This is a genomic window from Cupriavidus sp. BIC8F, assembly GCF_032465815.1.
Classification (GTDB): domain Bacteria; phylum Pseudomonadota; class Gammaproteobacteria; order Burkholderiales; family Burkholderiaceae; genus Cupriavidus; species Cupriavidus necator.
The window spans coordinates 2,704,172-2,726,322 of record NZ_CP136094.1 but is presented as its reverse complement, the minus strand read 5'-3'; the positions used below and the strand labels follow the sequence as shown (position 1 = coordinate 2,726,322).

Here is a 22,151-nt window from a genome sequence, read left to right as displayed (position 1 = left end):
AACTTCACTGTCGCAGGGCTGGTCCGGGGCCTTACACCTGCCCATGCCAGCCCGGCGGCACCACTTCCAGCGTGCGCCGCTGCGGGTGGCTCCCCCCATCCCCTTCAGTCGGCGGCAGATCGGCCGGCTGCTGCCGGAACACCGCCTCCAGCGTCTGATCCAGCTGCGGATTGTCCAGGATCGACTTGAGCGCATCGGCGCCGCGCAGCTGCTGCGCCAGCGCCGTGCGCGGCAGCCGCGGCAGGTTCAGCACCAACCGGTCATGCAACGTCCGCAGCGTCACCTGCGACGGATCGCACAGCAGCGCCCAGTGGGCCTGGCCACGCTCCTGCTGCAGGCGTCCGATCAGGTGCAAGGCCTTGAGCTTGCCCAGCAGGCCCGACAGGTAATCAGCCTCGACCCGCAGCTTGCGGCCCAGGTCCAGTTCCCCGACGCTGCGCGGCACCTCGTCGCGCGCGCGGTAGAGCAGCAGCAGCACGCCCAGCGCGTCGAAGAACTCGCTGCCGGCAAAGGTCCGGCGGCGCCAATAGCCCTGCCGGACCACCGGCAGGTTGGCGGCAATGGTCGCGCCCAGCAGCGTCACCAGCCAGCTCAGATAGATCCACAGCAGGAAGATGGGCAGCGCCGCGAAGGTGCCATAGACCGCAGTGTAAGTCGGGATATGCGTGATGAAGTAGCCGAAGCCGCGCTTGGCAAACTCAAACGCGATCGCCGCCACCAGGCCCGCCACGATGGCATCGCGCCATTCGACATAGGCATTGGGCACCGCCGTGTACAGGAAGGCGAAGGCCAGCGCCGACAGCAGCACCGGCGTCGCGCCCACCAGCAGCCCCAGCCCCACCGGCATGGTGCCGACATAGCCCGCCGAGACCGAGATCAGGTAAGAGCTGATCGACAGGCTCGCGCCGATCAGCACCGGCCCGAAGGTCAGCACCGCCCAGAACACCAGCACCCGCTGCGCCAGCGGGCGACGCTGCTTGACGCGCCAGATCGCGTTGAGCGCGTCTTCCACGGTCAGCATGGTCAGCACCGAGGTGACCATCAACCCGCCCAGGCCCATTGCGGTCAGCCCGCGCGCGCTCTTGGCGAACATGCCGAGGTAGCGCTGGATCGACTCACTGACGTTGCCGGGGATCAGGTTCTGGAACAGGAACGCCTCGATTGCGTTGCGGAAGTCGCGGAACACCGGGAACGCGGCCAGCAGCGCGAATGCCACCGTCAGCACCGGCACCACGGCCAGCACGGTGGTGAAGGTCAGGCTGGCCGAGACCTGCGGCAGCCGGTCTTCGCCGGCGCGGCGCAGCGCATAGCGCGCCAGGGCGCGTACCTTCTGCAGGTTCCATTCCCGGCGCAGGCGGGCAACGCGGGGTCCAATCATGCGCAAACAACCTCCTGGATCTGGTTCTGACGGATAAACAGGCGGCCCGCGGCACCGGGGGCGCGAAGCCGATGGGAGATGGCGCGGGGGGCGCATCTATAATACGCGCATTGCTTCCGGCACCCTTCGCGCAACACCACCCCGCCACCGCCGGCCATCCCGCTCCATGACCGACATCCTCGTCCTGTATTACAGCCGCCACGGCAGCACCCGCAAACTTGCCGAACTGATTGCCAACGGTATCGACAGCGTCCCCGGCGCCCAGGCCCGGCTGCGCACGGTGCCGCCGGTCTCCACCGTGTGCGAGGCCACCGCGTCCGATATCCCGGCCGACGGCCCGCCCTATGCCGAGCTGCGCGACCTGGAGGAATGCGCCGGCCTGGCCCTGGGCAGCCCCACCCGCTTCGGCAACATGGCCGCGCCGATGAAGTACTTCCTGGACGGCACCGTGGCGCAGTGGCTGTCGGGTGCGCTGACCGGCAAGCCGGCCTGCGTGTTCACCGCCACCGGCAGCCTGCACGGCGGGCAGGAAACCACGCTGCTGTCGATGATGCTGCCGCTGCTGCACCACGGCATGCTGATCCTGGGCCTGCCGTATTCCGAGAAGGGCCTGATGACCACGGCCTCCGGTGGCACGCCCTACGGCCCCAGCCACCATGCCCACGGCGACAACCGCGGCCCGGTCACGGAAGACGAGTCGGGACTGGCCATCGCCATGGGCCGGCGGCTGGCGCGGACCGCGCTGCGCCTGGCGGGAGACGCGGCATGAGCCCCATCCCCGAGAGCGACCAGGCGCTGCACAGCCCCTGGCTGTACCGGTTCAGCGTGGGCAGTTTGCTGGCGCTGATGGTGCTGTGCATCGCCTGGGAATGGTTCCTGGCGCCGCTGCGCCCCGGGGGGTCGTGGCTGATCATCAAGTTCCTGCCGCTGCTGCTGCCGCTGCGCGGCGTGCTGACGCGCAACCGCTACACCATGCAGTGGTCGTCGATGCTGATCCTGCTGTTCTTCACCGAGGGCATCGTGCGCGCCACCAGCGACCGCGCGCCCTCGTCCACGCTGGCGTGGGTGGAGGTGGCGCTGACGCTGGTGTACTTCACCAGCACCATCCTGTACCTGCGCCCCTACAAGCGCCGCGCCCGGGCGGCCGGCAAGCCAGCCGCGCCCAAGTCCTGACCCTCATTCCGCCATCGCCATGACCTCGCATCAAGACTCCTTCCTCGCACTGTGCCGCGCCGCGCTGGGTGCGCAGCACGTGCTGACCGATGCAGCCGACAAGGCGCCCTACCTGACCGACTGGCGCAAGCGCTATCGCGGCGAGGCGCTGGCGGTGCTGCGCCCCGGCACCACCGAGGAGGTCGCAGAGGTGGTCCATGCCTGCCATGCGCACCAGATCGCCGTGGTGCCGCAAGGCGGCAACACCGGACTGTGCGGCGGCGCCACGCCGGTGGCGGGGCAGGAGCAGGTGGTGATCTCGCTGCAGCGGCTGCACCGCATCCGCCAGGTGGATCCGCTCAACAACACCATCACGGTCGAGGCCGGCGTGGTGCTGCAGCACCTGCAGGACGTGGCGCGCGAGCACGGCCGGCTGTTTCCGCTGAGCCTGGCGGCCGAAGGCAGCTGCACCATCGGCGGCAACCTGTCGACCAATGCCGGCGGCACCGCGGTGCTGCGCTACGGCAACACGCGTGAGCTGTGCCTGGGCCTGGAAGTGGTGACGCCGTCGGGCGAGATCTGGCACGGTCTGCGCGGGCTGCGCAAGGACAACACCGGCTACGACCTGCGCGACCTCTTTATCGGCGCCGAAGGCACACTGGGCATCATCACCGCGGCGGTGATGAAGCTGTTCCCGCTGCCACGCGCCTCGGTCACCGCGCTGGCCGCGGTGCAGAGCCCGCGCGCCGCGCTGGCGCTGCTGGCCATCGCGCAATCGCATGCGGGCGCCATGCTGACCGGGTTTGAGCTGATGTCCGCGCTCAGCATGACGCTGGTGACGCGGCACTTCCCGCAGCTGCGCTATCCGTTCGCAGACATCCACCCGCAGCTGGTGCTGCTGGAACTGTCCGACAGCGAAAGCGAAGCCCATGCGCGCGGCATCTTCGAAACCATGATGTCGGCCGCCTTCGATGCCGGCGTGGTCGCCGACGCGGTGGTGGCGGAATCGGTGCAGCAGTCGCGCGATTTCTGGAACCTGCGCGAGCATATCCCGCTGGCGCAGGTGGAAGACGGCAAGAACATCAAGCACGATATCGCCGTGCCGGTGTCGCGCGTGGCTGACTTTATCGAGACCACCGACGCGCTGCTGCAGAACGCCTTCCCCGGCGCGCGCATGGTGACCTTCGGCCACCTCGGCGACGGCAACCTGCACTACAACGTGTCGCCGCCGGAAGGCGTCGACCATGATGCCTTCCTGGCCCACCAGGACCAGGTCAACCGCATCGTGCACGACAGCGTGCGCTCGCATAACGGCTCGATTTCCGCCGAGCACGGACTGGGCCAGCTCAAGCGCGAGGAAAACCGGCTCTACAAGAGCGAGGTCGAGCTGGCGATGATGCGCGCGATCAAGGGCGCACTCGATCCGCAGGGGCTGATGAATCCCGGCAAGGTGATCTGAGCGCGCCGCGCCATCATCGCGCCAGTGCCTCGCGGATATATGCCGCCACCTCCTCCAGCAACTGGTCGAGATGGCCGCGTAGCACGGCGAAGCCGCCGTGCTGCGAGAACCTTGCCTCGTCCATATAGAGCGCGCGGTTGATTTCGATCTGCAGGCTGTGGCGGCCGCGCGCCGGGTCGGCATAGGCGCGGATCAGCTCCGCGCCCTTGTACGGCCAGTTGATGCCCACCCGGTAGCCGCAGCCGCGCAGGCACTGCGCCACCAGCTCGATAAACGCCGGCGAGCAGGTGGCGCCGTCGCCGTTGCTGATCACAAAATCCGGCCGCTCCGCACCGTTATCCACGTTCATCGCATTGCCGCGCGATTTCATCGAATGGCAGTCGATATGCCACACCGCGCCCGAACGCGCATGGTGCTGCGCCAGCAGGCCGGACAGCGCGCCGTGGTAGGGATCGTAGTAGGTCTTCAGCAGATACTCCGCCATGTCCGGCGACAGCGGCGCGGCGTACACCGGCACGCCCGGCAGCGCCAGCCGGCGCAGCACGCCCATGCCGCGCCCGGACTTGTCGCTGGGCTGCACCGCATAGGGCATGGCGCCGTCGATCAGGGCTGGATCAATGTCGTCGCGGGCGCGGTTGACATCCACCATCCAGCGCGGAAAGCCCGCGCATAGCAGCGTGCCGCCCACCATCGGCGCATGCGCGAACAACTGGTCGACATAGGCGTCCCAGCCCGTCAGCAGGGCTTCCGGGGGTGCCGCCAGCGGCAGGTTCTCGGCATGCACCAGCCCGCTGTGCGGGGAGTCCACCACCAGCGGCAGCGCCGCGCCAGCCGGTTCAGTCAGCGAATAAGGAAGCGCCATTATCAGAATTTGTGCTGGATGCCGATGCCGACCGTGGTCACGGTACCACCGGGCTTGTGCGAGTTGGGATCCTCGCGATCGAAGAAGACGTAGGGCATGGTGCGTTTGCTCAGGCTGTAGCCATAGCCGGCCTGCACCTTCTTGAGCCTGCCTTGCGGGTCGCGCTGCACCGCGCGCTCCATGTAGTTCACGGTGAGCTTGTGCGGGCCATAGGGCACGGTGAAGCCAACCAGCCAGTAAGGCACGTCGGTGCGCGTGGCGGCAGTGCCCGCGTAGCGGTCGCGCCCGTAGATGCCGTAGATATTGACCACGGTAAAGTCGTACGACGCCGCGGCCTGCACCTTGTCGCGGAAATCATTGGCCACCAGCCCGCCGGTCTTGGCATCGCGCGAATAGCCCACGCCCGCGGCAAAGTTGCCGGCGGCGTAGTTAAGGCCAAGGTCGTACTGGCGGAAGTCGTCCTCGGCCTGCACCGGCGACCTGGCGTTGGGTGCGGCCGGATCGGGTCCCGCCAGGTTCACGCGCGCCCGCACTGAAAAGCCGCCGAACTCCGGCGTCACATAGCCCAGCGCGTTCGACACGCGGTTGCGCGAGTTCAGCACCTTGGTGCCGATGGCGGTAGCGCCCGCATCGTGGATGACGAAGTCGATGTTCTGCGTCACCTGCGAATAGATCGGCGAGCCGACGATGGTGGCAGAATCCAGCCGCCCCAGCGCGATCGCGCCGAAGCCGCCCTGCAGTCCGACAAAGGCATTGCGGAACAGCGGGTTGGTGGCCGTGCCGCTGTCGGCGGCAAAGCCCTGCTCCAGCCCGAACGCGGCGCGCAAGCCTCCGCCCAGGTCTTCGCTGCCGCGCATGCCCCAGCGCGAGGCGTTGTCGGTCATCTGCGTGGCGCGGCCGTCCGGCCCCTTCTGGTATTCGATATCGGTGTCGAGGCGGCCGTACAGCGTCACCGATGCGTCGGCCGCGGCCGACAGCAGCGCCAGCGCGCCGCCGATGCAGGCGCGTCCGAGCGCGCTCTTGGTCTGGATACACTTCATCCTTCTGCTCCCTCTCCTGTTGTGTGCCAACGCACAAGTCCCCCTCGGGTGGTCCCGGCTGCCGCGCTATCTGCCCGCGCAGCGCGCACCCTCCCCCGCGCCCCGCGCGGGGCGGGATGGCATCGATGCACGGGGGGAGCGTGGGCTGGCCGCGCCGGGCGGCGGCTATCTAGTCATTCAAGTGGCAGGCGGACAGCCTTGCGCCGATATCGCGCAGCACCGGCACTTCGGCCGCGCAACGCGCGCTCGCATGCGGGCAGCGCGGATGGAAGGCGCAGCCCGTGGGCGGCGCCAGCGGGCTGGGCAGCTCGCCGCGGATCGGCTGGTGCGCGGGCGGGCTGGCGCCCAGGCGCGGCGCGTCGGCCAGCAGGGCACGGGTATAGGGATGGTTGGGCGCGGCGAACACGTCGCGCGCAGCGCCGCTCTCGACAATGCGGCCCAGATACATGATCACCACGCGGTCCGACATATGCTCCACCACCGCCAGGTTGTGGCTGATGAAGACATAGGTCAGTTCGTGCTCGCGCCGCAGCTGCATGAACAGGTTGATGATCTGCGCCTGCACCGAGACGTCGAGCGCTGACACGGCCTCGTCGCAGATCAGCAGGCGCGGGCGCAGCGCCAGTGCGCGGGCAATGGCCACGCGCTGGCGCTGGCCGCCGGAGAACTCATGCGGGAAGCGCCCGGCGTAGCTGGGATCAAGCCCCACCTGCTGCAGCAGTTCGCCGGCGAACGACGCCGCGCGCGCACGCTTGACCATGCCGTGGTAGACCGCGCCTTCGGTAATGGCCTGGCCGATGCGCAGCCGCGGGTTGAGCGAGGCATAGGGGTTCTGGAACACCATCTGCACGGCGCGGTGATAGCCGGGCGACGCGATATCGGCGCGCCTGCCTTCCCACGCAATCTCGCCGCCCGTCTGCGGCAGCAGCCCCGCCAGCATGCGCCCCAGCGTGGACTTGCCGCAGCCGGACTCGCCCACCACGCCGAGCACCTCGCCCTTCCTCACCTGCAGCGAGACATCGTTGACGGCATGCACCGCCTGCATCGGCTTGCCAGCCATGCGCCCGAGCAGGCCGGGCTTCAGCGAGAAGCGTTTCTGCAGGTTGCGCGCTTCGAGCATGACTGTCATGCCGCCTCCGGGGGAAAAAAGCAGCGCAGCGTCCGGCCGCGCACGGTGGTTTCAGGGGGTGCCTGGCGGCAAGCGTCCTGCGCGCGCGGGCAGCGCGGCGCAAAGGCGCAGCCTGGCGGCAGCGCGGCCAGCGCCGGTGCCGCGCCCGGGATCGCGCGCAGCGTTTCGCCGCGCATGGCCGGCGTGGGCAGCGAATCCAGCAACCCGCGTGTATAGGGGTGCAGCGGCCGCTCGATCAGCTCCGCGACCGGGCCCTGCTCCACCACCCTGCCGGCGTACATGACGCAGACGCGGTCGACCAGGTCCTTGACCACGGCCAGGTCATGGCTGATCCAGATCGCGGCGGCACCGGTCTCGCGCACCAGCTGCTTCATCTCGTAGAGGATCTGCGCCTGGATGGTGACGTCCAGCGCGGTGGTAGGCTCGTCGGCAATGATCAGGTCCGGGCGGTTGATCAGCGCATTGGCGATCGCCACGCGCTGGCGCATGCCGCCCGACAGCTCGTGCGGATAGGCGCGCATGCGCTCCTCCGGCGCCGGGATGCCTACGCGCGTGAGCGCATCCACTGCCTGCGCATGCGCCTGCGCGCGGGTGCGGCGGTGATGCACCAGCACGGTCTCGGCCAGCTGGTCGCCCACGCGCATCACCGGGTTGAGCGACATCATCGGATCCTGGAACACCATCGCGATGCGGTCGCCGCGCAGCGCCTGCCACTGGCGCGGCGAACACGCCAGCAGCTCCTGTCCCTTGAAGCGGACCGAACCGCCAGTGACGCGCCCGGGTGGGTCCAGCAGGTTCATCAGCGAAAACGCCGTCACCGACTTGCCCGAGCCCGACTCGCCGACGATGCCGAGGATCTCGCCCGGCTCCAGCGCAAACGACACGCCATCCACCGCCTTTACCGCCCCGCGCGCGAACGCGAAGCTGGTGCTCAGGCCGGTAACTTCCAGTAGTGCCATGCCGGGCTCCTTACCCTTCCAGCCGCGGATTGAGCACGCGGCGCAGGCGGTCGCCCACCAGGTTGATCGAGCCGATCAGCAGCACCAGGGCCACGCCCGGGAAGATGCTGATCCAGTACTTGTTCGACAGCATGTATTCGAAGCCATTGGCAATCAGCATGCCCAGCGACGGCTGCGTGCGCGGCAGGCCGATGCCGAGAAAGCTCATGGTGGCCTCCAGCGTGATCGCATGCGCGATCTGAAGCGTGCCGGTCACCACCAGCGGCGCCATGCAATTGGGCAGGATATGGCGGAACATCACGCGCAGCGCCGGCAGCCCCTGGCCGAGCGCGGCCTCGACATATTCCTTGCGCCGCTCCACCTGCGCCGCGCCGCGCACGGTGCGGGCAAAGTAGGCCCACTGCACAATCACCAGCGCCAGCAGGGTCTTGTCCACGCCCTGCCCCAGCACCGCCAGCAGGATCAGCGCCACCAGCACCGCGGGCAGGCTCAGCTGCAGGTCGACCACGCGCATGATGGCGGCATCCGCTACGCCGCCGAAGTATGCGGCGGCCAGGCCCACCACGCTGCCGACCATCAGCGCCACCACCGCGCTGATCACGCCAACGCCCACGCTGATACGGATGCCGTAGAAGATGGCGCTGAGCAGGTCGCGCCCGGCGCCGTCGGTGCCCAGCCAGTAGTGCGACTGGCCTTCATAGCCGACGCTGCCCGGCGGCAATTCGGAATCGATCACCGACACCGTGGCGAGGTCATAGGGATTCTGCGGGCTGATCACATGGGCCAGCACGGCCACCAGCAGCAGCGCCACCAGCAATGCCAGCGCAGCGGCGCAGACGCGGTTGGCGCAAAAGCGCCGCAGCAGCGAAGGCCGTGCCGCAGGCGGCGCGGCGGCAGGTGCCGGTTCCGCCGCGGCCGGCGCAAGCGCAGGCACGGCAGTGTCGGCTTCAGATACAGGCAGGGACATCGGTTCAGTCTCGTTCTTTTGCAGGGAGAAAAGCGGCAGCGGACGCGCTGGCTAGGCCGGCTTGTGCCGTAGGCGTGGGTCCAGCACCACGTAGAGCAGGTCGACCACCAGGTTCAGCACCACGAACAGCACCAGCGTGACCAGCAGGTAGGCCACCACCACCGGACGGTCCAGCGCCAGCACCGAATCGATGATCAGCTTGCCCATGCCGGGCCAGGAGAACACCGACTCGGTCACCACCGAGAACGCGATCAGGTGGCCGAACTCCAGGCCGACCACGGTGACGATCGGGATCAGCACGTTGGGCACCACGTGGCGCAGCACCAGCCGCGCGCCGCCCACGCCCTTGGCGCGGGCAAACTTGATGTACTCCTGACCCGCCACTTCGCGCGTGCCGGCCTCAGTGAGGCGCGCGACCAGCGAGATCTTGAACAGCGACAGCGTCAGCGCCGGCAGCAGCAGGAAACGGATGCCTTCCCAGCTGGTCACCGACAGCGGCACGCCCAGCACCGTGCTGACCGGACCGCGCCCGCCCGATGGCAGCCAGCCCAGGTTCACCGAGAACACCAGGATGCCGATCATGCCGATCCAGAACGTCGGCATGATCACGCCGCCGAGCGAGCACGCCATCAGCGTCCGCGCCAGCCGGCTATGCGGCTTGAGGCCCGCAAACACGCCCATCGGGATGCCGATGCCCAGCGACAGCAGCAGCGCGGTCACGGCCAGTTCCAGCGTGGCCGGCACGCGGCTGACGATCAGTTCGATCGCCGGCCGGTTGTAGATGAAGGAATCGCCCAGGTCGCCGTGCAGGGCGCCCTGCAGGAAGCGCAGGTATTGCCGGGGCATGGGCAGGTCCAGGCCGAGCGCGTGGCGCGCCTCGGTGATTTCCTGCTCGGTGGCGGTGGGGCTGACCAGCAAGTGCACCGGGTCGCCGATCAGGTTGACCGCGCAGAAGGTCAGCACCGACATGATCCACAGCACCACAAGGCTCTGCAGCAGCCGTTTGAGAAGGGTTTCGAACATGATGGTCAAGGGCCGGATAGTCCGTGGCGCGGATCAGCGTTGCGGGGCGGCGGGCGGCGCCGGGCGGATATTGCTGGCATAGGTGAAGCCGTCGCTGCGCGGCTGCACGGCGAGCCCGTCGCGATAGGCCCACGCCGCGCGCAGGTGATGCAGCGGCACGATGCCCGCGTCGGCGGCCAACTGCTCGGCCGCGCGCTGCTGCACCTGGTCGCGCGGTGCCGGCGCCATGGTGTGCATCGATTCCTCGATCAGCGCATCCACTGCCGCGTTGGCATAGCCGCTGCGATTGTTGGCGCCCAGCCCGGCGGCCTTGTCCTGCGCATGCGCCACCGCCACCAGCGGCTCCAGCGAATCGCCGCTGACCGCGCCGATGCCGAGCAGGAAGGCGCTGAACTCAGGCTTGCCGCCCTCGCCACCCGAGGTGGCGCGGGTGATATAGACCGAATACGGCAGCGTGCGCACCTCAGTGCGGATGCCGGCGCGGGTCAGCATCTGCCCCACCGCCTCGCAGGTCTTGGCGTCGTTCAGGTAGCGGTCGTTGGGGCAATGCAGCGTCAGGCGAAAACCCTCGGGATAGCCCGCCTCGGCCAGCAGGCGGCGCACCCGGGCGGCATTGGCACGCGGCGCCGGCACGGCCGGGGCAAAGCCGAAGAAGCCCTGCGGCACCATCTGCCCGGCCGGCACGGAATCGCCCTTGGTCACGCGCGCCGCGATCAGGTCGCGGTCGATGGCCAGGCTGATGGCCTGGCGCACCCGGGCGTCCCGCAACGGATTGGCCGCCAGCGGTTGGCCCGCGTTGTCCTGCACATAAGGCGACACTGCGCGCGCCTGATCCAGCTGCAGGTAGTTCAGCATGTACGAGGTGGCCGATACGGTGCGGATGCGGCCATTGGTGCGCGCAAAGGCTTCGGCGATGCTGGCCGACGAGGCGTCGATCACATCCACCAGCCCCGACAGCAACGCCGAGGCCCGCGCCGGCTCTTTCGGGATGAACTGGAACACCACCCGCTGCCACGGCTGGGGTGCGCCCCAGTAGCCCGGATTGCGCGCCAGCGTCAGCTGCTGGCCGTGCTCCCAGGCCACCAGCTTGTATGGGCCGGTGCCGATGCTGGCACTGCCATGGGCAAAGTCGGCCTCGCGCACGGCCTTTCCGAGCGAGCGCGGCAGCATCGCCACCATGCCGACGTTCTGCGGCAGCAGCGGATTGGGCGAGCGCGTGCGCACGCGCAGCGTCAGCGGCCCCGTCACCTCTACCGCTGCAACCGACTTCAGGTAAGTGCGGAAGGTGCGCGCGCCGGGCAGCTTCACGGCGCGCTCGATCGAGTAGCGTGCGTCCTCGGCAGTGAATGACTCACCGTTGCTGAAACGCACGCCTGGGCGCAGCTGGAATTCCCAGTTGCGGTCGTCCAGCTGGCGCCATGCCGTTGCCAGCTGGGGCACCGGGCGTAGCGCATTGTCCAGGCCGACCAGGGTCTCGTACACGTGGCCCCACAGGTTGCGGCCAGCGGCGTCCAGGACGTGGGGATCGGCCGCGCTGATCTCGGCCTTGTAGCCGATGCGCAGGTCGGCGGCATGCGCGGCGTGGCCGGTCGCGAGCAGCGCGAACGCAGCCAAGGCAGCGGCGATACGTGACGCCAGGTGGACAGCAAGGTGAGACATGGGGATCTGGTTCGTTTCTCGAAACAATGTTTCATTCAGTGATACCGCGTATCGAAGGATAAGACATCGAAGCCGGTGTCGATAAGCAGGGTTTACCCCTGTGATTCACGCGGGCAAAGAAAAAGCGGCGCCGAAGCGCCGCTTTTGAGATGTCGGGAAATTGCGCGGTCCTGCCGCGCCCAGCCGGGTTCAGCTGCCGGTATGGCCGAGCGCGCGTGACAGCGCGGCGGCCTCCGCCACCACCATCGCCACATGTCGGTCCAGCGCCTCCCGCGTGGTCCGGCTGGCCGGGCTGGCGATGCTCAGCGACGCCACTGCCGCACCGCTGTGGTCGCGCAGCGGCGCGGCTGCAGAGACGGCATCGGCATCGCGCTCGCCGAGCGATACGGCATAGCCGGCGGCGCGGATCGCCGCAAGCTCGTCGCGCAGGGCTTGTGGTTCGATGATGGTCTTGGCGGTGAAGCGTTCAAGCTGCTGTGCCAGCACGGCGTCCAGCACCTCGGGCGCGGCAAAGGCGAGCAGCAGCTTGCCGGAGGCCCCCACATGCAGCGGCCGGCGGTTGCCGATCTCGGTATGCACGCGCACCGACTGCGTCGACTCATGCCGCGCCACGCACACCGACTCCAGCCCATCGCGCACGCGCACGATCACGTTCTCGCCGCAGGCCGCGCCGATCGCCGCCAGCCGCGGCGCCACCAGCTTGACCAGGTCGAACTGCTCGCGCGCGGCATTGCCCACCAGCAGCGCGTTGTAGCTGAGCTTGTAGACCGCCGCCGTCGACTCGCGCGCGATCAGGCCGCGGTGCTCCAGCGTGGTCAGCAGGCGGAAGGCGCGTGCCTTGGTCAGCCCGGCCCGCCGCGCCAGTTCGGTCACGCCCAGCGATGGGTGCTCGGCCACCAGCATCAGCAAGCCCAAGGCTTCATCCACCGCTTCAACGATGTAGGTCATCGATCCTTCTTCGCAATGTTCGTAAATGTCCCATCGCGGATTGTAGCGGTCGCCGCAAGCACTCGGTATGCACTGCGTCGCACGGACAGGCGATTCAGGAGCGCCCCGAAGGAAGATGAATCAGGCAGAGCCTCCGGCGATGGGAGCATCACCTGCGAATTCCACAATCTGGTAATTTCGAATGCAAACCTCGGCTTATGATCGGCAGTACTCGCCGCACCTCATGCAAAGATATCGGAGACAGCCTTGTACCTGACCAGAGCCCTGCACCGCTCCCTGCAGCAACAGCCCGACCAAGTCGTCACCATCTTCCGCGGCCGGCACCGCACTTACCGTGAATTCGGCGACCGCGTGGCGCGCCTGGCCGGCGCGCTGCAAGCGCTCGGCATGCAGCCGGGCGACCGCGTCGGCATCCTGGCGCTGAATTCGGATCGCTACCTCGAGTACGCCATGGCTGCCTGGTGGGGCGGCGGCGTGCTGAATCCGATCAATGTGCGCTGGAGCGTGACTGAAGTGGTCTATTCGCTGGATGACTGCGATACCGGCATCCTGGTGATCGACGACCAGTTCCTGCCGATGGCCGCGGGCATCCGCGACACGGCCAAACGCGCGCCAGTGCTGATCCACGCCGGCGACGGCAATGCGCCCGACGGCATGCTGTCGTTCGAGCAACTGGTCGCGCAAAGCGCCCCGGTGCCCGACGCCCAGCGCGGCGGCGGCGACCTTGCCGTCATCATGTACACCGGCGGCACCACGGGTTTCCCCAAGGGCGTGATGCAGACCCACAGCACGCTGTGGTGCGGCTGCCTGCAGCGCATGGCGGATACCCCGCCGCTGCGCGGCGGCCGGGCCCTGCATGCCAACCCGTTCTTCCATATTGCGTCGATGTCGCGCGTGCTGAACCAGTTCCTGGCGGGCGAGACGCACGTGATCATGCCGATGTTCGAGCCGCGCGAGATGCTGGAGACCATCGAGCGCGAGCGCATTTCCGAACTGGCGCTGGTGCCGACCATGATCCAGATGCTGATCAGCCATCCCGATTTCCCGAAGCGCGACCTCAGCAGTGTGCGCCGCCTGGGCTACGGTGCTTCCGCCATCAGCGCAGCCGTGCTGGAACAGACCATGGAGAAGCTGCCGGGCGTGGACTTCGCTCACTCCTACGGCATGACCGAGTCCATGATCGTCACCACCAACCCGCCCGAGAACCACAGCCCCGCGGCGCGGGCGCAGGGCCTGCACCTGTCCGCCGGATGCGCCGGCATCGGCATCGAAGTGAAGATCGTCGACCCCGAGGGCAATGAGGTGCCGCGCGGCACCGTGGGAGAGATCCGGGTGCGCAGCGCCGGCGTCACGCCCGGCTACTGGAACCGCCCGGAAGACACTGCAAAGGCCCTGCAGGACGGCTGGCTGCACACCGGCGACGGCGCCTACATGAATGACCGGGGCTATATCTTTATCGTCGACCGCCTCAAGGACATGATCGTCAGCGGCGGCGAAAACGTCTATTCCGCGGAAGTGGAGAACGTGCTCGGCCGCCACCCCGCCGTGGCGATGAGCGCCGTGATCGGCGTACCGCATGAGAAATGGGGCGAGGCCGTGCACGCGGTAGTGGTGCTCAAGCCGGGCATGCAGGCGACCGAAGCGGAAATCCAGGAACATTGCCGCGCGCATATTGCCGGCTACAAGTGCCCCAAGACGGTGGAGTTCCGCCAGGCAATGCCGCTGTCCGGCGCGGGCAAGATCCTCAAGCGCGACCTGCGCGCGCCGCACTGGGACGGCAAGACGCGCGCGGTGAACTGAGCGCCGCGTGATGCCTTGACACCTTCGGGCCGCGTCCCTGCCCTGCTGTCACATCAGACGCGCCCCGAAGGACAGGAACATGGATGCCCGACTCAGGCAAGCGGTTGCAGTTGGCCGGTTTGGATCGTTCTCGAAAGCCGCGGATGCCGTCGGCGTGACCCAGTCAGCCGTCACCAAGAGCGTGGCGGACCTGAAGCGCCGGCTGGGCGCAGCCGTTACAGCTGCACCCGGCTGCGCTTGAGCTGGAACGCCACGGTCACCCGGTCCGCCGGATAGATCGTGTCGGTGATCTCCAGGATCCTGCCCTGCGCGTCCTTGTAATGGCGGATCAGCCGCAGGCCGGCCGAACCCGGCTCGGCGCCCAACACCCTTGCCAGGCGCTCATCGATCAGCACGCCGTGGATGACCTGCCGGATTTCGGCAATGGCCACGCCGCAATCGCGCTCGATCAGCGCGCTGACCAGCAGCCTGGGGTTGTTGCGGATGGTATCCGCCAAGTGCGCCAGCGAGGCGTCGATGTAGATGTCGGCGCGCGCCACCGGTGTGCTGCCCTTGCGGGCATCGACCCGCGTGCCGGAAAAACGCAGCCATTCGCTGCCGATCGGCGCCTCCAGCACGCGGGCCTCGGCGCGGTCCAGCGTGACGCTGCGCACCGCCTCGATGCTGCGGATCTCGGTGGCTGCCACCCGCACCAGGTCTTCGGCGGTGCCGAACGACTGGGTGTACGACGCGTCCGGGTTGGCGCTCTCGACGATGGTCCCCACCGCCTTCTTGCGCGAGATATAGCCCCAGTCCTGCAGCAGCTTGAGCGCCGCGCGCACGGTATGGCGGCTGACCCCATGCTGTTCGGCCAGCTCATGCTCGGTCGGCAGCAGGCTGCCGACCACGCGGCGGCCCTCGACGATATCCCGGACCAGGGTGCTGGCCAGCTCGGCGTAGCGGGTCGAGGCCGTCCCGCCCGGCGTCGCCGGTGCTTCTGCCCGCTTGTCGTTCAGTTGGTTGCGCATGGCAATGAGATGGCTCCGGGCCGCTGCATGAAAATGGGTCCGCGCATTGTAAGACAAGCGGCGGCGGTGCCCCGGGACCGCGCGGCTCAGGCCGCGAAGAAGCGCTGGTCGGCTTCGGCCGGCACCGTCATGCCGGTGACCTTGGCCTTCTCCAGCACGCCCCAGAAATAGCGGTAGGTAGCGCGGTCATGCAACTCGCCCTTGTACTGGATCGGGCCCCAGTCCGCATCCTGCGCCGCGCACAGGATGCCGGCCGCGTCCTCCACCTCGGTGAAATCGGGGCGCATGGCATTGACGATGGGCAGGATCTGCGCGGGATAGATGCTCCACATGCGCAGAAAGCCGAACTGATTGCGCGCGCGCGTGGCATCGCCGCCGATCACCTCGGCGTCCTTCAGGTTCAGGCAGACGTTATGCGCCGGCACGATGCCGTTGGCCAGCGCCGCGGCCACCATGTCGGCCTTGGCGCGCGCCAGCAGCGCGTGCTCGAACTGGCCGGGGCTGCGCATCGCCGCCGCCGGGATGGCGCCGTGGTGGCCGCTGACGAAATCCATCAGGCCGAAGTCCAGCACCTCGATATTGGGCAGCGTCGCAATCTGGAACACATCGCGCAGCGCGCCATGCGTTTCCACCAGCACGTGGACCGGGATCTCGCGTCCAAGGCCCGCCTTGCGCGCGGCCTGGCCGATGTATTCGATCACCTCGGCGACCTGCTGGTGGCTGGTGGCCTTGGGCACGGTGATATAGGCCAGGCGGCTGGCGGCCTCACCCACGATGATGTCGACGTCCTGGCGCCAGGCCGGATGCGCGGGATCATGGATACGCGCGCCGGCGCGGCCGTGGCGGTTGCGCTCCGACGCGATCATGCGCGCCACCATGGCGGCGTGCTCGCGCTCCTGGCCGGCGGCGGCGCCGTCTTCGCAATCGCAGGTCACGTCAAAGACGGGGCCGTACTCGACCTGCAGGTCGAAGGCCTTGCCGATCAGCTTCTCGCTGCCGGCAAAGTGCTCGCACGCGGCCAGCACGGGGAAGGATTTCTCGCCGGCAAAGAGTGCGTCGCGCGGATGGGTGGTGGTCATGGATGACTCCTGGAAACGGATGTTGGAATGGGAGTGCAAGCCGGCTCAGCAGCCGCGGCGCGGCATGGCGATGGTGTAGTCGAGGTCCAGCACCACGTTGGCCGGATGCGCGGGCTTGCCGTCGGCGGCGGGCGGAAACACCACCGTGCCGGCTGCTGCGTTCTTGATGCCGATGGTGCGCAGGCGCAGCGCGCCGACATGCGCCAGCCCGAGGTCGAGCTTTTCCACCACCTGGGTGGCGCAGGCGATGGTGTCGCCGGCATAGGTGGGATTGACGTGGCTGCCGCCGTTGATCGCCAGCATCGACAGGCCGTTCTCCAGGCCATCGTAGGACAGGGCCTTGCACAGCGAGATGATGTGCCCGCCATACACCAGGCGCTGGCCGCCCTTTGCCGCCATCGCAAAGCCGTCGAAATGCGCCCGGGCCGTGTTCTGGTAGAGCCGGGTGGCGATGCTGTGGTCGCTGTCGTTGACCGTCATCGCGCCGGGATGGTCAAGGCGCTCGCCCGCTGCGTAGTCTTCCCACAGGTCGTCCACGCCGGTCATGGCGCAGATCTCGCGCACGCCGGGGCCATAGCCGCCATGCCAGAGCCGCGCCGCCGGCACCGCCGGCTCGGTCCCGGGCAACACCGCCTCGCCGCAGGCGGCGGCGTGGTCGCGCTTGTGCACCATGACCCAGCGGATCCAGGTCAGCACGACCTCGCCGTGCTGGTTGTGCGCGGTCGAGCGCACATAGACCACGCCGCTCTTGCGGTTCGAGTTCTCCTTCAGCCCGATCACCTCGCTCTCCACCGCGAGCGTGTCGCCCGGATAGACGTGGGCCAGGAAGCGCACATCGGCATAGCCCAGGTTGGCCACGGCATTGAGCGAGATATCCGGCACGGTCTTGCCGAACGCGGTGTTGAACACCAGCAGGTCTTCCAGCGGCCGGCGCGCCAGCCCGAACTGCGCCGCATTGGTGTCGGCCGTGCCCAGTGCCGCGCGGCTGCCGGTCAGGCCGATGTACAGGCTGCGGTCGCCTTCGGTCAGCGTGCGCGGCGTGGCGTGCCGCATGCGCGTGCCCACGCGGAAATCCTCAAAAAAGTTGCCGCTCCGGTTCTTCTGCATTCGCCCTTCTCTCCTCGGCTGGCGGAAGACCTCGTCCTCCGTCGTCTATATGTACGTACATAGTGAATGACACACCAGGCTATGTCAATCGTGGCGGAAGAACTGGAAGAGTCCGTAAAATTTGAGCCAAATCCTCCCACCCGAACCGGGTGGGCGCGCTGATTTGGCTTGCCTCCCAACCGTTCAAATCCCTTACTATGTACGTACATATCACCCGATTCAGGACATCGCAGGGACCGACCAAAGGAGCGCAACGTGCAAAAACTGACCGAAGAGCGGCGCATGATCCAGGAAGCCGCAAGGCAATTCACCATGGATCGCGTGCTGCCGATCGCCAACAAGCTGGACCCCGAGAAAGGCCAGATCCCGCGCGAGCTGATCGATGAAATGGCCGAGATGGGCTACTTCGGCATCCTGATTCCGGAGGAATACGGCGGCCTGGGCCTGGGCGCCTATGAGTACTGCCTGGTGGCCGAGCAGCTGTCGCGCGGCTGGATGAGCGTGGGCAGCATGATTGCGCGCGGCAACGGTCTGATCGGCGCGCTCAAGGAGCTGTCACCCGAGAAGAAGGCCGACTACCTGCCGCGCATGGCACGCGGTGAATTTCTCGGCGCGTTCTCGCTGTCGGAGCCCAACGCCGGCTCCGACGTGGCCAATATCTCGTGCCGCGCCGTGCGCGACGGCGACGACTGGGTCATCACCGGCAGCAAGTACTGGTGCACCTTCGCCGACGAGGCCGATTTCATCCTGGTGGTCTGCCGCACCGACCCCGTGATCGACCCCAAGGCCCGCCACCGCGGCCTGTCCGCCTTCATGCTCGAGAAGCCGCGCGGCCAGCTGCCCGAGGGCGTCCAGGGCAGCCCCATCCCCAAGATCGGCTACTACGGCTGGAGCACCTGGGAGCTGGCCTTCGACGGCTGCCGCGTGCCGGCCGACAAGATGGTCGGCGAGGAAGGCAAAGCCTTCTACCTGGCCACTGCCGGCCTGGAGACCGCCCGTGCCCACACCGCCGCCCGCTCGATCGGACTGGCGCAGGGCAGCCTGGAGGATGCGATCCAGTACGCACGCGAGCGCGCCCAGTTCGGCTCGCCCATCGGCAACTTCCAGGCGATCCGCTTCAAGCTGGCCGACATGGCCACGCAGATCGAAGCCTCGCGCGCGCTGCTCTACGCCGTGTGCGAGCAGATCGACGACGGCCAGCGCTGCTCCACCGAAGCGGCCATGGTCAAGCTGTTCGCCAGCGAGATGTCGGAGCGCGTCACCAGCGAAGGCCTGCAGGTCCACGGCGGCGCCGGCTACACCACGCACTTCGCGGCCGAGCGCTACTGGCGCGATGCACGCCTGACCAGGATCTTCGAGGGTACCTCCGAGATCCAGATGCGCATCATCTCCGATGCGATGCTGGGCAAGGTCGAAGCCTGAACGCCGGAGCCTGACCATGCACGCATCCACGCCAACGACGGGCCTCGCCGGCGCCGGCATCAGCCGGCAGGCGGCGCGCTTCGCCGTCGACCGCGCATTGCGCTTTCCCGAGCAGGCGCTCGGCATCGCCCGCCTGTCGGTCTATGACTTCTTCGCGGTGGCGCTGGCCGGCGCCGGCGAGCCCGTCAGCCAGGCGGTGCGCGGGATGGTCCGGGGCGAGGCCGGGACGCCGCAGGCCAGCGCCTTCGGCATGACCGAACGGGTGCCGGCGCGCGCTGCCGCGCTGCTCAATGGCGCTGCCTCGCATGCGTTGGACTACGACGACACCCACTTCGACTTTGTCGGGCACCCGACCGTCGCAGTACTGCCGGCCGCGCTCGCCGTTGCCGAGCGGCAGCAGGCGGACGGCAAGGCCCTGCTGGAAGCCTTCCTGACCGGCGTCGAGGTGACCTGCCGCGTGGGCGGCTGGCTGGGCCGGCCTCACTACAACGCCGGCTTCCACCAGACCGCCACTTCAGGCGCATTTGGTGCAACCGCGGCAAGCGCACGCCTGCTCGGGCTCGATGCGGTGCAGGCTGGCTACGCACTTGGCCTGGCCGCCACGCGGGCGAGCGGCCTCAAATGCCAGTTCGGCACCATGAGCAAGCCCTTCCATGCCGGCATGGCGGCGTCGAGCGGGGTCGAGGCGGCCATGCTGGCCGCCCTCGGCTTCATTTCGCGTCCCGACGCCATCGAGTGCGCCGGCGGCTTTGCCGCCACGCACGGCGTGGGCGAGGGCAGCCTGGCTGCCCCCTTCGACAGCTTGCCGGAAGTCTTCCGCTTTGCCGATGTGCAATACAAGTTCCACGCCTGCTGCCACGGCACCCACCCTGCCCTGGAGGCGCTGCTGGCGCTGCGCGCGGACCACGCCTTGCATGCACGCGACATCGAACGGGTCACGCTGCGCATCAGCCCGCAGTGGCTGCCGGTCTGCTGCATCGAACGGCCGCGCACCGGCCTGGAAGCCAAGTTCAGCCTGTCGCTGACCGCCGCGATGGTACTGGCCGGCATCGACACCGCTGCGCTCGATTCATATACCGCCGCGCGCTGCGAAGACCCCGTATTGCTCGACCTGGCACGCCGCGTAGTCATCGAAGCCGATCCGGCGATCGCCGACACGGCCTGCCGCGCGCGCGTCAACACGCGCGCCAGCGCCGTCCACACCACACACGTCGAACTGAGCGCCCCGATGCCATACGCACGCAAGGCCGCCAAGCTCAGGGCCAAGGCCGCGGCGCTGGTCGGCGCGGCAAAGGCCGAAGCGCTGTGGGCCCTGGTTGAAGAACTGGATGCCCTGCCGGCTACCGCGCTGTATCCCCGCATCCACGCATTCATGGCCGGCACTTCCGCCTGAGCCGCCCCACGGAGTCAAGCATGCAGCATTCCCAACCGACCGCCCCCGGGCCCGCCGGCGCCCTCGCCGGCCTGCGCGTGGTGGACCTCACCCAGATGCTGGCCGGCCCCTTCTGCACGCAGGTGCTGGCCGACCACGGTGCCGAAGTCATCAAGGTCGAAGCCATGACCGGCGACGGCACGCGCGTGACCGGCCCCTTCTGCGCCGACGACACGCTGCGCGACTTTGGCGGCTATTTCCAAAGCGTCAACCGCAACAAGCAATCGATCGCCGTCGACCTGAAGACCGACGCCGGCCGCGAGATCGCGCGCAGGCTGATCGACGGCGCCGACGTCGTGGTCGAGAACTTCCGCACCGGCGTGATGGAGCGCCTCGGGCTGGCCTATGAAACCCTGCGCGAGACCAATCCGCGCCTGGTCTACGGCACCGTGCGCGGCTTCGGCGATCCGCGCAGCGGCGCAAGCCCTTACGCGCAATGGCCGGCCTATGACGTGGTCTCGCAGGCGATGGGCGGCATGATGGGAATCACCGGCCCGGACCGCGACACGCCCACCAAGATCGGCCCCGGCGTGGGTGACACCGTGCCGGCGCTGATGCTGTGCATCGGCATCCTGGCCGCGGTGCATCGCGCGCGCGAAACCGGCCAAGGCCAGTTTGTCGACGTGGCCATGACCGACGCGGTGCTGGCCATGTGCGAGCGCATCGTCTATCAGACCTCCTACACCGGCACCGTGCCTGCGCCCGAAGGCAACCGCCACCCGCTGCTGTGCCCGTTCGGCCTGTTCCGCGCCCGCGATGGCCATGTCTCGATCGCCTGCGCCACCGACGCCTTCTGGGCCAAACTGGCCCACGCCATCGGCCGCCCCGACATGGCCACCGACGAGGACTTCGCCACCAATGCCGCGCGTGTGCGCAACGCGCAGCAAGTGATCGACGCCATCGAAGCGTTCAGCACGGCGCGAACCAAGGAGGAGATCGCACAGTGCCTGGGCGGCAAGGTGCCGTTCGGTCCGGTCTACACCTCGGCGGAGATCTTCGCGGACCCGCACTACCGTGTGCGCGAAATGCTGGTCGACGTCGAGCAACCGGGCTCGGCCACGCCGGCCAAGATCGCCGGCGTGCCGATCAAGCTCAGCGCCACCCCCGGCGCGGTGCGCCAGCGCGCGCCCATGCTTGGGGAGCACACCGACGCGATCCTGCTGGCCGCGGGCTATGCGCTGGAAGAGATCGGGGGCATGCGCGCGGCGGGGGCAATCCGCTGACGTCAACCACGCACCGGTCAACAGGAGACACGATGAAACTGAAAGCGCTCTTCACCGGGCTGATGCTCGCCGCGGCGGCGGCCAGCCACGCGCAAACCTACCCCTCACGCCCGATCCGCCTGGTGGTCGGCTTCGGCGCCGGCGGCCCCACCGACGTAGCCGCGCGTACCTACGCCGCGCGCCTGGGCGAGATCCTCAAGCAGCCGGTGATCGTCGATAACCGTGCCGGCGCCACCGGCGGCATCGCCGCCAACATGGTCACGCACGCGGATCCCGACGGCTATACGCTGATCTTTGTCACAAGTCCGATGATGACGATGGTGCCGGTGGTGCAAAAGGCAGTTGGCTACGACCCCGTGAAGAGCTTCACCCACCTACGAAGAAAGCATCCGCAAGGCCGGCTATGAGCCTATGCTGACCGGGCCGGCGGAGCTGACCGAGCACATCACGCGCGACCTGGCGCTGTGGCGCGGCGTAGCCGCCAAGGCCGGGATCCGGCCAGAAT

General features: G+C 68.3%; 21 protein-coding genes. 9 read left to right on the top strand and 12 right to left on the bottom strand.

Features of this window, described 5'->3' with window-relative positions:
* Nucleotides 1-31: 31 nt before the first annotated feature.
* Nucleotides 32-1,378 (bottom strand): YihY family inner membrane protein, encoded by a 1,347-nt coding sequence (locus RS901_RS12715; protein ID WP_316149108.1) that lies wholly within the window; start codon nucleotides 1,376-1,378, stop codon nucleotides 32-34.
* 166 nt (nucleotides 1,379-1,544) lie between these two features.
* On the opposite strand from RS901_RS12715, the gene wrbA reads away from it, so the two are divergent.
* The 3 genes from wrbA to RS901_RS12700 are packed head-to-tail and all read left to right on the top strand — an operon-like array spanning nucleotide 1,545 to nucleotide 3,989.
* Nucleotides 1,545-2,147 (top strand): NAD(P)H:quinone oxidoreductase, encoded by a 603-nt coding sequence (gene wrbA / locus RS901_RS12710; RefSeq protein WP_316149107.1) that lies wholly within the window; start codon nucleotides 1,545-1,547, stop codon nucleotides 2,145-2,147.
* Nucleotides 2,144-2,551 carry a DUF2069 domain-containing protein gene (locus RS901_RS12705; RefSeq protein ID WP_316149106.1) on the top strand — a complete coding sequence of 136 codons (408 nt, stop codon included), beginning with the start codon at nucleotides 2,144-2,146 and terminating at the stop codon, nucleotides 2,549-2,551. The genes wrbA and RS901_RS12705 overlap by 4 nt, the downstream gene beginning before the upstream one ends.
* 19 nt (nucleotides 2,552-2,570) lie before the next feature.
* Nucleotides 2,571-3,989, top strand: coding sequence for an FAD-binding oxidoreductase (locus RS901_RS12700; protein ID WP_316149105.1), 1,419 nt, complete (start codon nucleotides 2,571-2,573; stop codon nucleotides 3,987-3,989).
* Between the two features lie 13 nt (nucleotides 3,990-4,002).
* Here the strand turns inward: RS901_RS12700 and RS901_RS12695 are convergent, their stop codons facing one another.
* From RS901_RS12695 to RS901_RS12660, 8 genes are all read right to left on the bottom strand, one after another.
* A complete protein-coding gene (locus tag RS901_RS12695) occupies nucleotides 4,003-4,851 on the bottom strand; it encodes an N-formylglutamate amidohydrolase (RefSeq protein ID WP_316149104.1) in 849 nt (282 codons plus the stop codon).
* A 2-nt stretch (nucleotides 4,852-4,853) separates the two neighbouring features.
* Complete coding sequence (locus RS901_RS12690) at nucleotides 4,854-5,891, bottom strand: porin (protein ID WP_316149103.1); 1,038 nt, start codon at nucleotides 5,889-5,891, stop codon at nucleotides 4,854-4,856.
* Nucleotides 5,892-6,060: 169 nt separating this feature from the next.
* Complete coding sequence (locus RS901_RS12685; RefSeq protein ID WP_316149102.1) at nucleotides 6,061-7,020, bottom strand: oligopeptide/dipeptide ABC transporter ATP-binding protein; 960 nt, start codon at nucleotides 7,018-7,020, stop codon at nucleotides 6,061-6,063.
* On the bottom strand, nucleotides 7,017-7,979 hold the full coding sequence (locus RS901_RS12680; protein ID WP_316149101.1) for an ABC transporter ATP-binding protein: 963 nt from the start codon (nucleotides 7,977-7,979) through the stop codon (nucleotides 7,017-7,019). The genes RS901_RS12685 and RS901_RS12680 overlap by 4 nt, the downstream gene beginning before the upstream one ends.
* Nucleotides 7,980-7,989: 10 nt before the next feature.
* Nucleotides 7,990-8,946: an ABC transporter permease gene (locus tag RS901_RS12675; RefSeq protein ID WP_316149100.1), complete on the bottom strand. Its 957-nt coding sequence runs from the start codon at nucleotides 8,944-8,946 to the stop codon at nucleotides 7,990-7,992.
* 51 nt (nucleotides 8,947-8,997) lie between these two features.
* Nucleotides 8,998-9,969 carry an ABC transporter permease gene (locus RS901_RS12670; protein ID WP_316149099.1) on the bottom strand — a complete coding sequence of 324 codons (972 nt, stop codon included), beginning with the start codon at nucleotides 9,967-9,969 and terminating at the stop codon, nucleotides 8,998-9,000.
* Nucleotides 9,970-10,002: 33 nt separating this feature from the next.
* Nucleotides 10,003-11,628, bottom strand: a complete 1,626-nt coding sequence (locus tag RS901_RS12665; protein WP_316149098.1) for an ABC transporter substrate-binding protein — start codon at nucleotides 11,626-11,628, stop codon at nucleotides 10,003-10,005.
* Nucleotides 11,629-11,817: 189 nt separating this feature from the next.
* A complete protein-coding gene (locus RS901_RS12660) occupies nucleotides 11,818-12,576 on the bottom strand; it encodes an IclR family transcriptional regulator (protein ID WP_316149097.1) in 759 nt (252 codons plus the stop codon).
* Between the two features lie 246 nt (nucleotides 12,577-12,822).
* Between RS901_RS12660 and RS901_RS12655 the strand changes: the two genes are divergently transcribed.
* Nucleotides 12,823-14,376, top strand: coding sequence for a long-chain fatty acid--CoA ligase (locus RS901_RS12655; RefSeq protein WP_316149096.1), 1,554 nt, complete (start codon nucleotides 12,823-12,825; stop codon nucleotides 14,374-14,376).
* Between the two features lie 79 nt (nucleotides 14,377-14,455).
* A complete protein-coding gene (locus RS901_RS12650; protein WP_316149095.1) occupies nucleotides 14,456-14,617 on the top strand; it encodes a LysR family transcriptional regulator in 162 nt (53 codons plus the stop codon).
* On the opposite strand, the gene RS901_RS12645 is transcribed toward RS901_RS12650, so the two are convergent.
* The 3 genes from RS901_RS12645 to RS901_RS12635 form a co-directional block, all read right to left on the bottom strand.
* The gene (locus RS901_RS12645; protein ID WP_316149094.1) at nucleotides 14,592-15,383 is read right to left on the bottom strand and encodes a GntR family transcriptional regulator; all 792 of its coding nucleotides are present in this window, start codon (nucleotides 15,381-15,383) and stop codon (nucleotides 14,592-14,594) included. The genes RS901_RS12650 and RS901_RS12645 overlap by 26 nt on opposite strands.
* Nucleotides 15,384-15,469: 86 nt before the next feature.
* Nucleotides 15,470-16,462: an HpcH/HpaI aldolase/citrate lyase family protein gene (locus tag RS901_RS12640; protein WP_316149093.1), complete on the bottom strand. Its 993-nt coding sequence runs from the start codon at nucleotides 16,460-16,462 to the stop codon at nucleotides 15,470-15,472.
* 45 nt (nucleotides 16,463-16,507) lie between these two features.
* Nucleotides 16,508-17,569: a MaoC family dehydratase gene (locus tag RS901_RS12635; protein WP_316149092.1), complete on the bottom strand. Its 1,062-nt coding sequence runs from the start codon at nucleotides 17,567-17,569 to the stop codon at nucleotides 16,508-16,510.
* A gap of 255 nt (nucleotides 17,570-17,824) precedes the next feature.
* Between RS901_RS12635 and RS901_RS12630 the strand changes: the two genes are divergently transcribed.
* Genes RS901_RS12630 through RS901_RS12615 form a run of 4 tightly spaced genes read left to right on the top strand, consistent with a single transcriptional unit; the run spans nucleotide 17,825 to nucleotide 22,053 of the window.
* Complete coding sequence (locus RS901_RS12630) at nucleotides 17,825-18,991, top strand: acyl-CoA dehydrogenase family protein (RefSeq protein ID WP_316149091.1); 1,167 nt, start codon at nucleotides 17,825-17,827, stop codon at nucleotides 18,989-18,991.
* A gap of 16 nt (nucleotides 18,992-19,007) precedes the next feature.
* Nucleotides 19,008-20,384, top strand: coding sequence for an MmgE/PrpD family protein (locus tag RS901_RS12625; protein ID WP_316149090.1), 1,377 nt, complete (start codon nucleotides 19,008-19,010; stop codon nucleotides 20,382-20,384).
* Between the two features lie 20 nt (nucleotides 20,385-20,404).
* Nucleotides 20,405-21,646, top strand: coding sequence for a CoA transferase (locus RS901_RS12620; protein ID WP_316149089.1), 1,242 nt, complete (start codon nucleotides 20,405-20,407; stop codon nucleotides 21,644-21,646).
* A 32-nt stretch (nucleotides 21,647-21,678) separates the two neighbouring features.
* Entirely contained in the window at nucleotides 21,679-22,053 is a 375-nt protein-coding gene (locus tag RS901_RS12615; protein WP_316149088.1) for a Bug family tripartite tricarboxylate transporter substrate binding protein, read from the top strand.
* The last annotated feature ends 98 nt before the right edge of the window (nucleotides 22,054-22,151 follow it).

What these genes read in the sequence shown, in the direction of transcription:
- RS901_RS12715 (WP_316149108.1), bottom strand. Translation starts at nt 1,378, where the DNA reads ATGATTGGACCCCGCGTTGCCCGCCTGCGCCGGGAATGGAACCTGCAG.
- wrbA (WP_316149107.1), top strand. Translation starts at nt 1,545, where the DNA reads ATGACCGACATCCTCGTCCTGTATTACAGCCGCCACGGCAGCACCCGC.
- RS901_RS12705 (WP_316149106.1), top strand. Translation starts at nt 2,144, where the DNA reads ATGAGCCCCATCCCCGAGAGCGACCAGGCGCTGCACAGCCCCTGGCTG.
- RS901_RS12700 (WP_316149105.1), top strand. Translation starts at nt 2,571, where the DNA reads ATGACCTCGCATCAAGACTCCTTCCTCGCACTGTGCCGCGCCGCGCTG.
- RS901_RS12695 (WP_316149104.1), bottom strand. Translation starts at nt 4,851, where the DNA reads ATGGCGCTTCCTTATTCGCTGACTGAACCGGCTGGCGCGGCGCTGCCG.
- RS901_RS12690 (WP_316149103.1), bottom strand. Translation starts at nt 5,891, where the DNA reads ATGAAGTGTATCCAGACCAAGAGCGCGCTCGGACGCGCCTGCATCGGC.
- RS901_RS12685 (WP_316149102.1), bottom strand. Translation starts at nt 7,020, where the DNA reads ATGACAGTCATGCTCGAAGCGCGCAACCTGCAGAAACGCTTCTCGCTG.
- RS901_RS12680 (WP_316149101.1), bottom strand. Translation starts at nt 7,979, where the DNA reads ATGGCACTACTGGAAGTTACCGGCCTGAGCACCAGCTTCGCGTTCGCG.
- RS901_RS12675 (WP_316149100.1), bottom strand. Translation starts at nt 8,946, where the DNA reads ATGTCCCTGCCTGTATCTGAAGCCGACACTGCCGTGCCTGCGCTTGCG.
- RS901_RS12670 (WP_316149099.1), bottom strand. Translation starts at nt 9,969, where the DNA reads ATGTTCGAAACCCTTCTCAAACGGCTGCTGCAGAGCCTTGTGGTGCTG.
- RS901_RS12665 (WP_316149098.1), bottom strand. Translation starts at nt 11,628, where the DNA reads ATGTCTCACCTTGCTGTCCACCTGGCGTCACGTATCGCCGCTGCCTTG.
- RS901_RS12660 (WP_316149097.1), bottom strand. Translation starts at nt 12,576, where the DNA reads ATGACCTACATCGTTGAAGCGGTGGATGAAGCCTTGGGCTTGCTGATG.
- RS901_RS12650 (WP_316149095.1), top strand. Translation starts at nt 14,456, where the DNA reads ATGGATGCCCGACTCAGGCAAGCGGTTGCAGTTGGCCGGTTTGGATCG.
- RS901_RS12645 (WP_316149094.1), bottom strand. Translation starts at nt 15,383, where the DNA reads ATGCGCAACCAACTGAACGACAAGCGGGCAGAAGCACCGGCGACGCCG.
- RS901_RS12640 (WP_316149093.1), bottom strand. Translation starts at nt 16,462, where the DNA reads ATGACCACCACCCATCCGCGCGACGCACTCTTTGCCGGCGAGAAATCC.
- RS901_RS12635 (WP_316149092.1), bottom strand. Translation starts at nt 17,569, where the DNA reads ATGCAGAAGAACCGGAGCGGCAACTTTTTTGAGGATTTCCGCGTGGGC.
- RS901_RS12625 (WP_316149090.1), top strand. Translation starts at nt 19,008, where the DNA reads ATGCACGCATCCACGCCAACGACGGGCCTCGCCGGCGCCGGCATCAGC.
- RS901_RS12620 (WP_316149089.1), top strand. Translation starts at nt 20,405, where the DNA reads ATGCAGCATTCCCAACCGACCGCCCCCGGGCCCGCCGGCGCCCTCGCC.
- RS901_RS12615 (WP_316149088.1), top strand. Translation starts at nt 21,679, where the DNA reads ATGAAACTGAAAGCGCTCTTCACCGGGCTGATGCTCGCCGCGGCGGCG.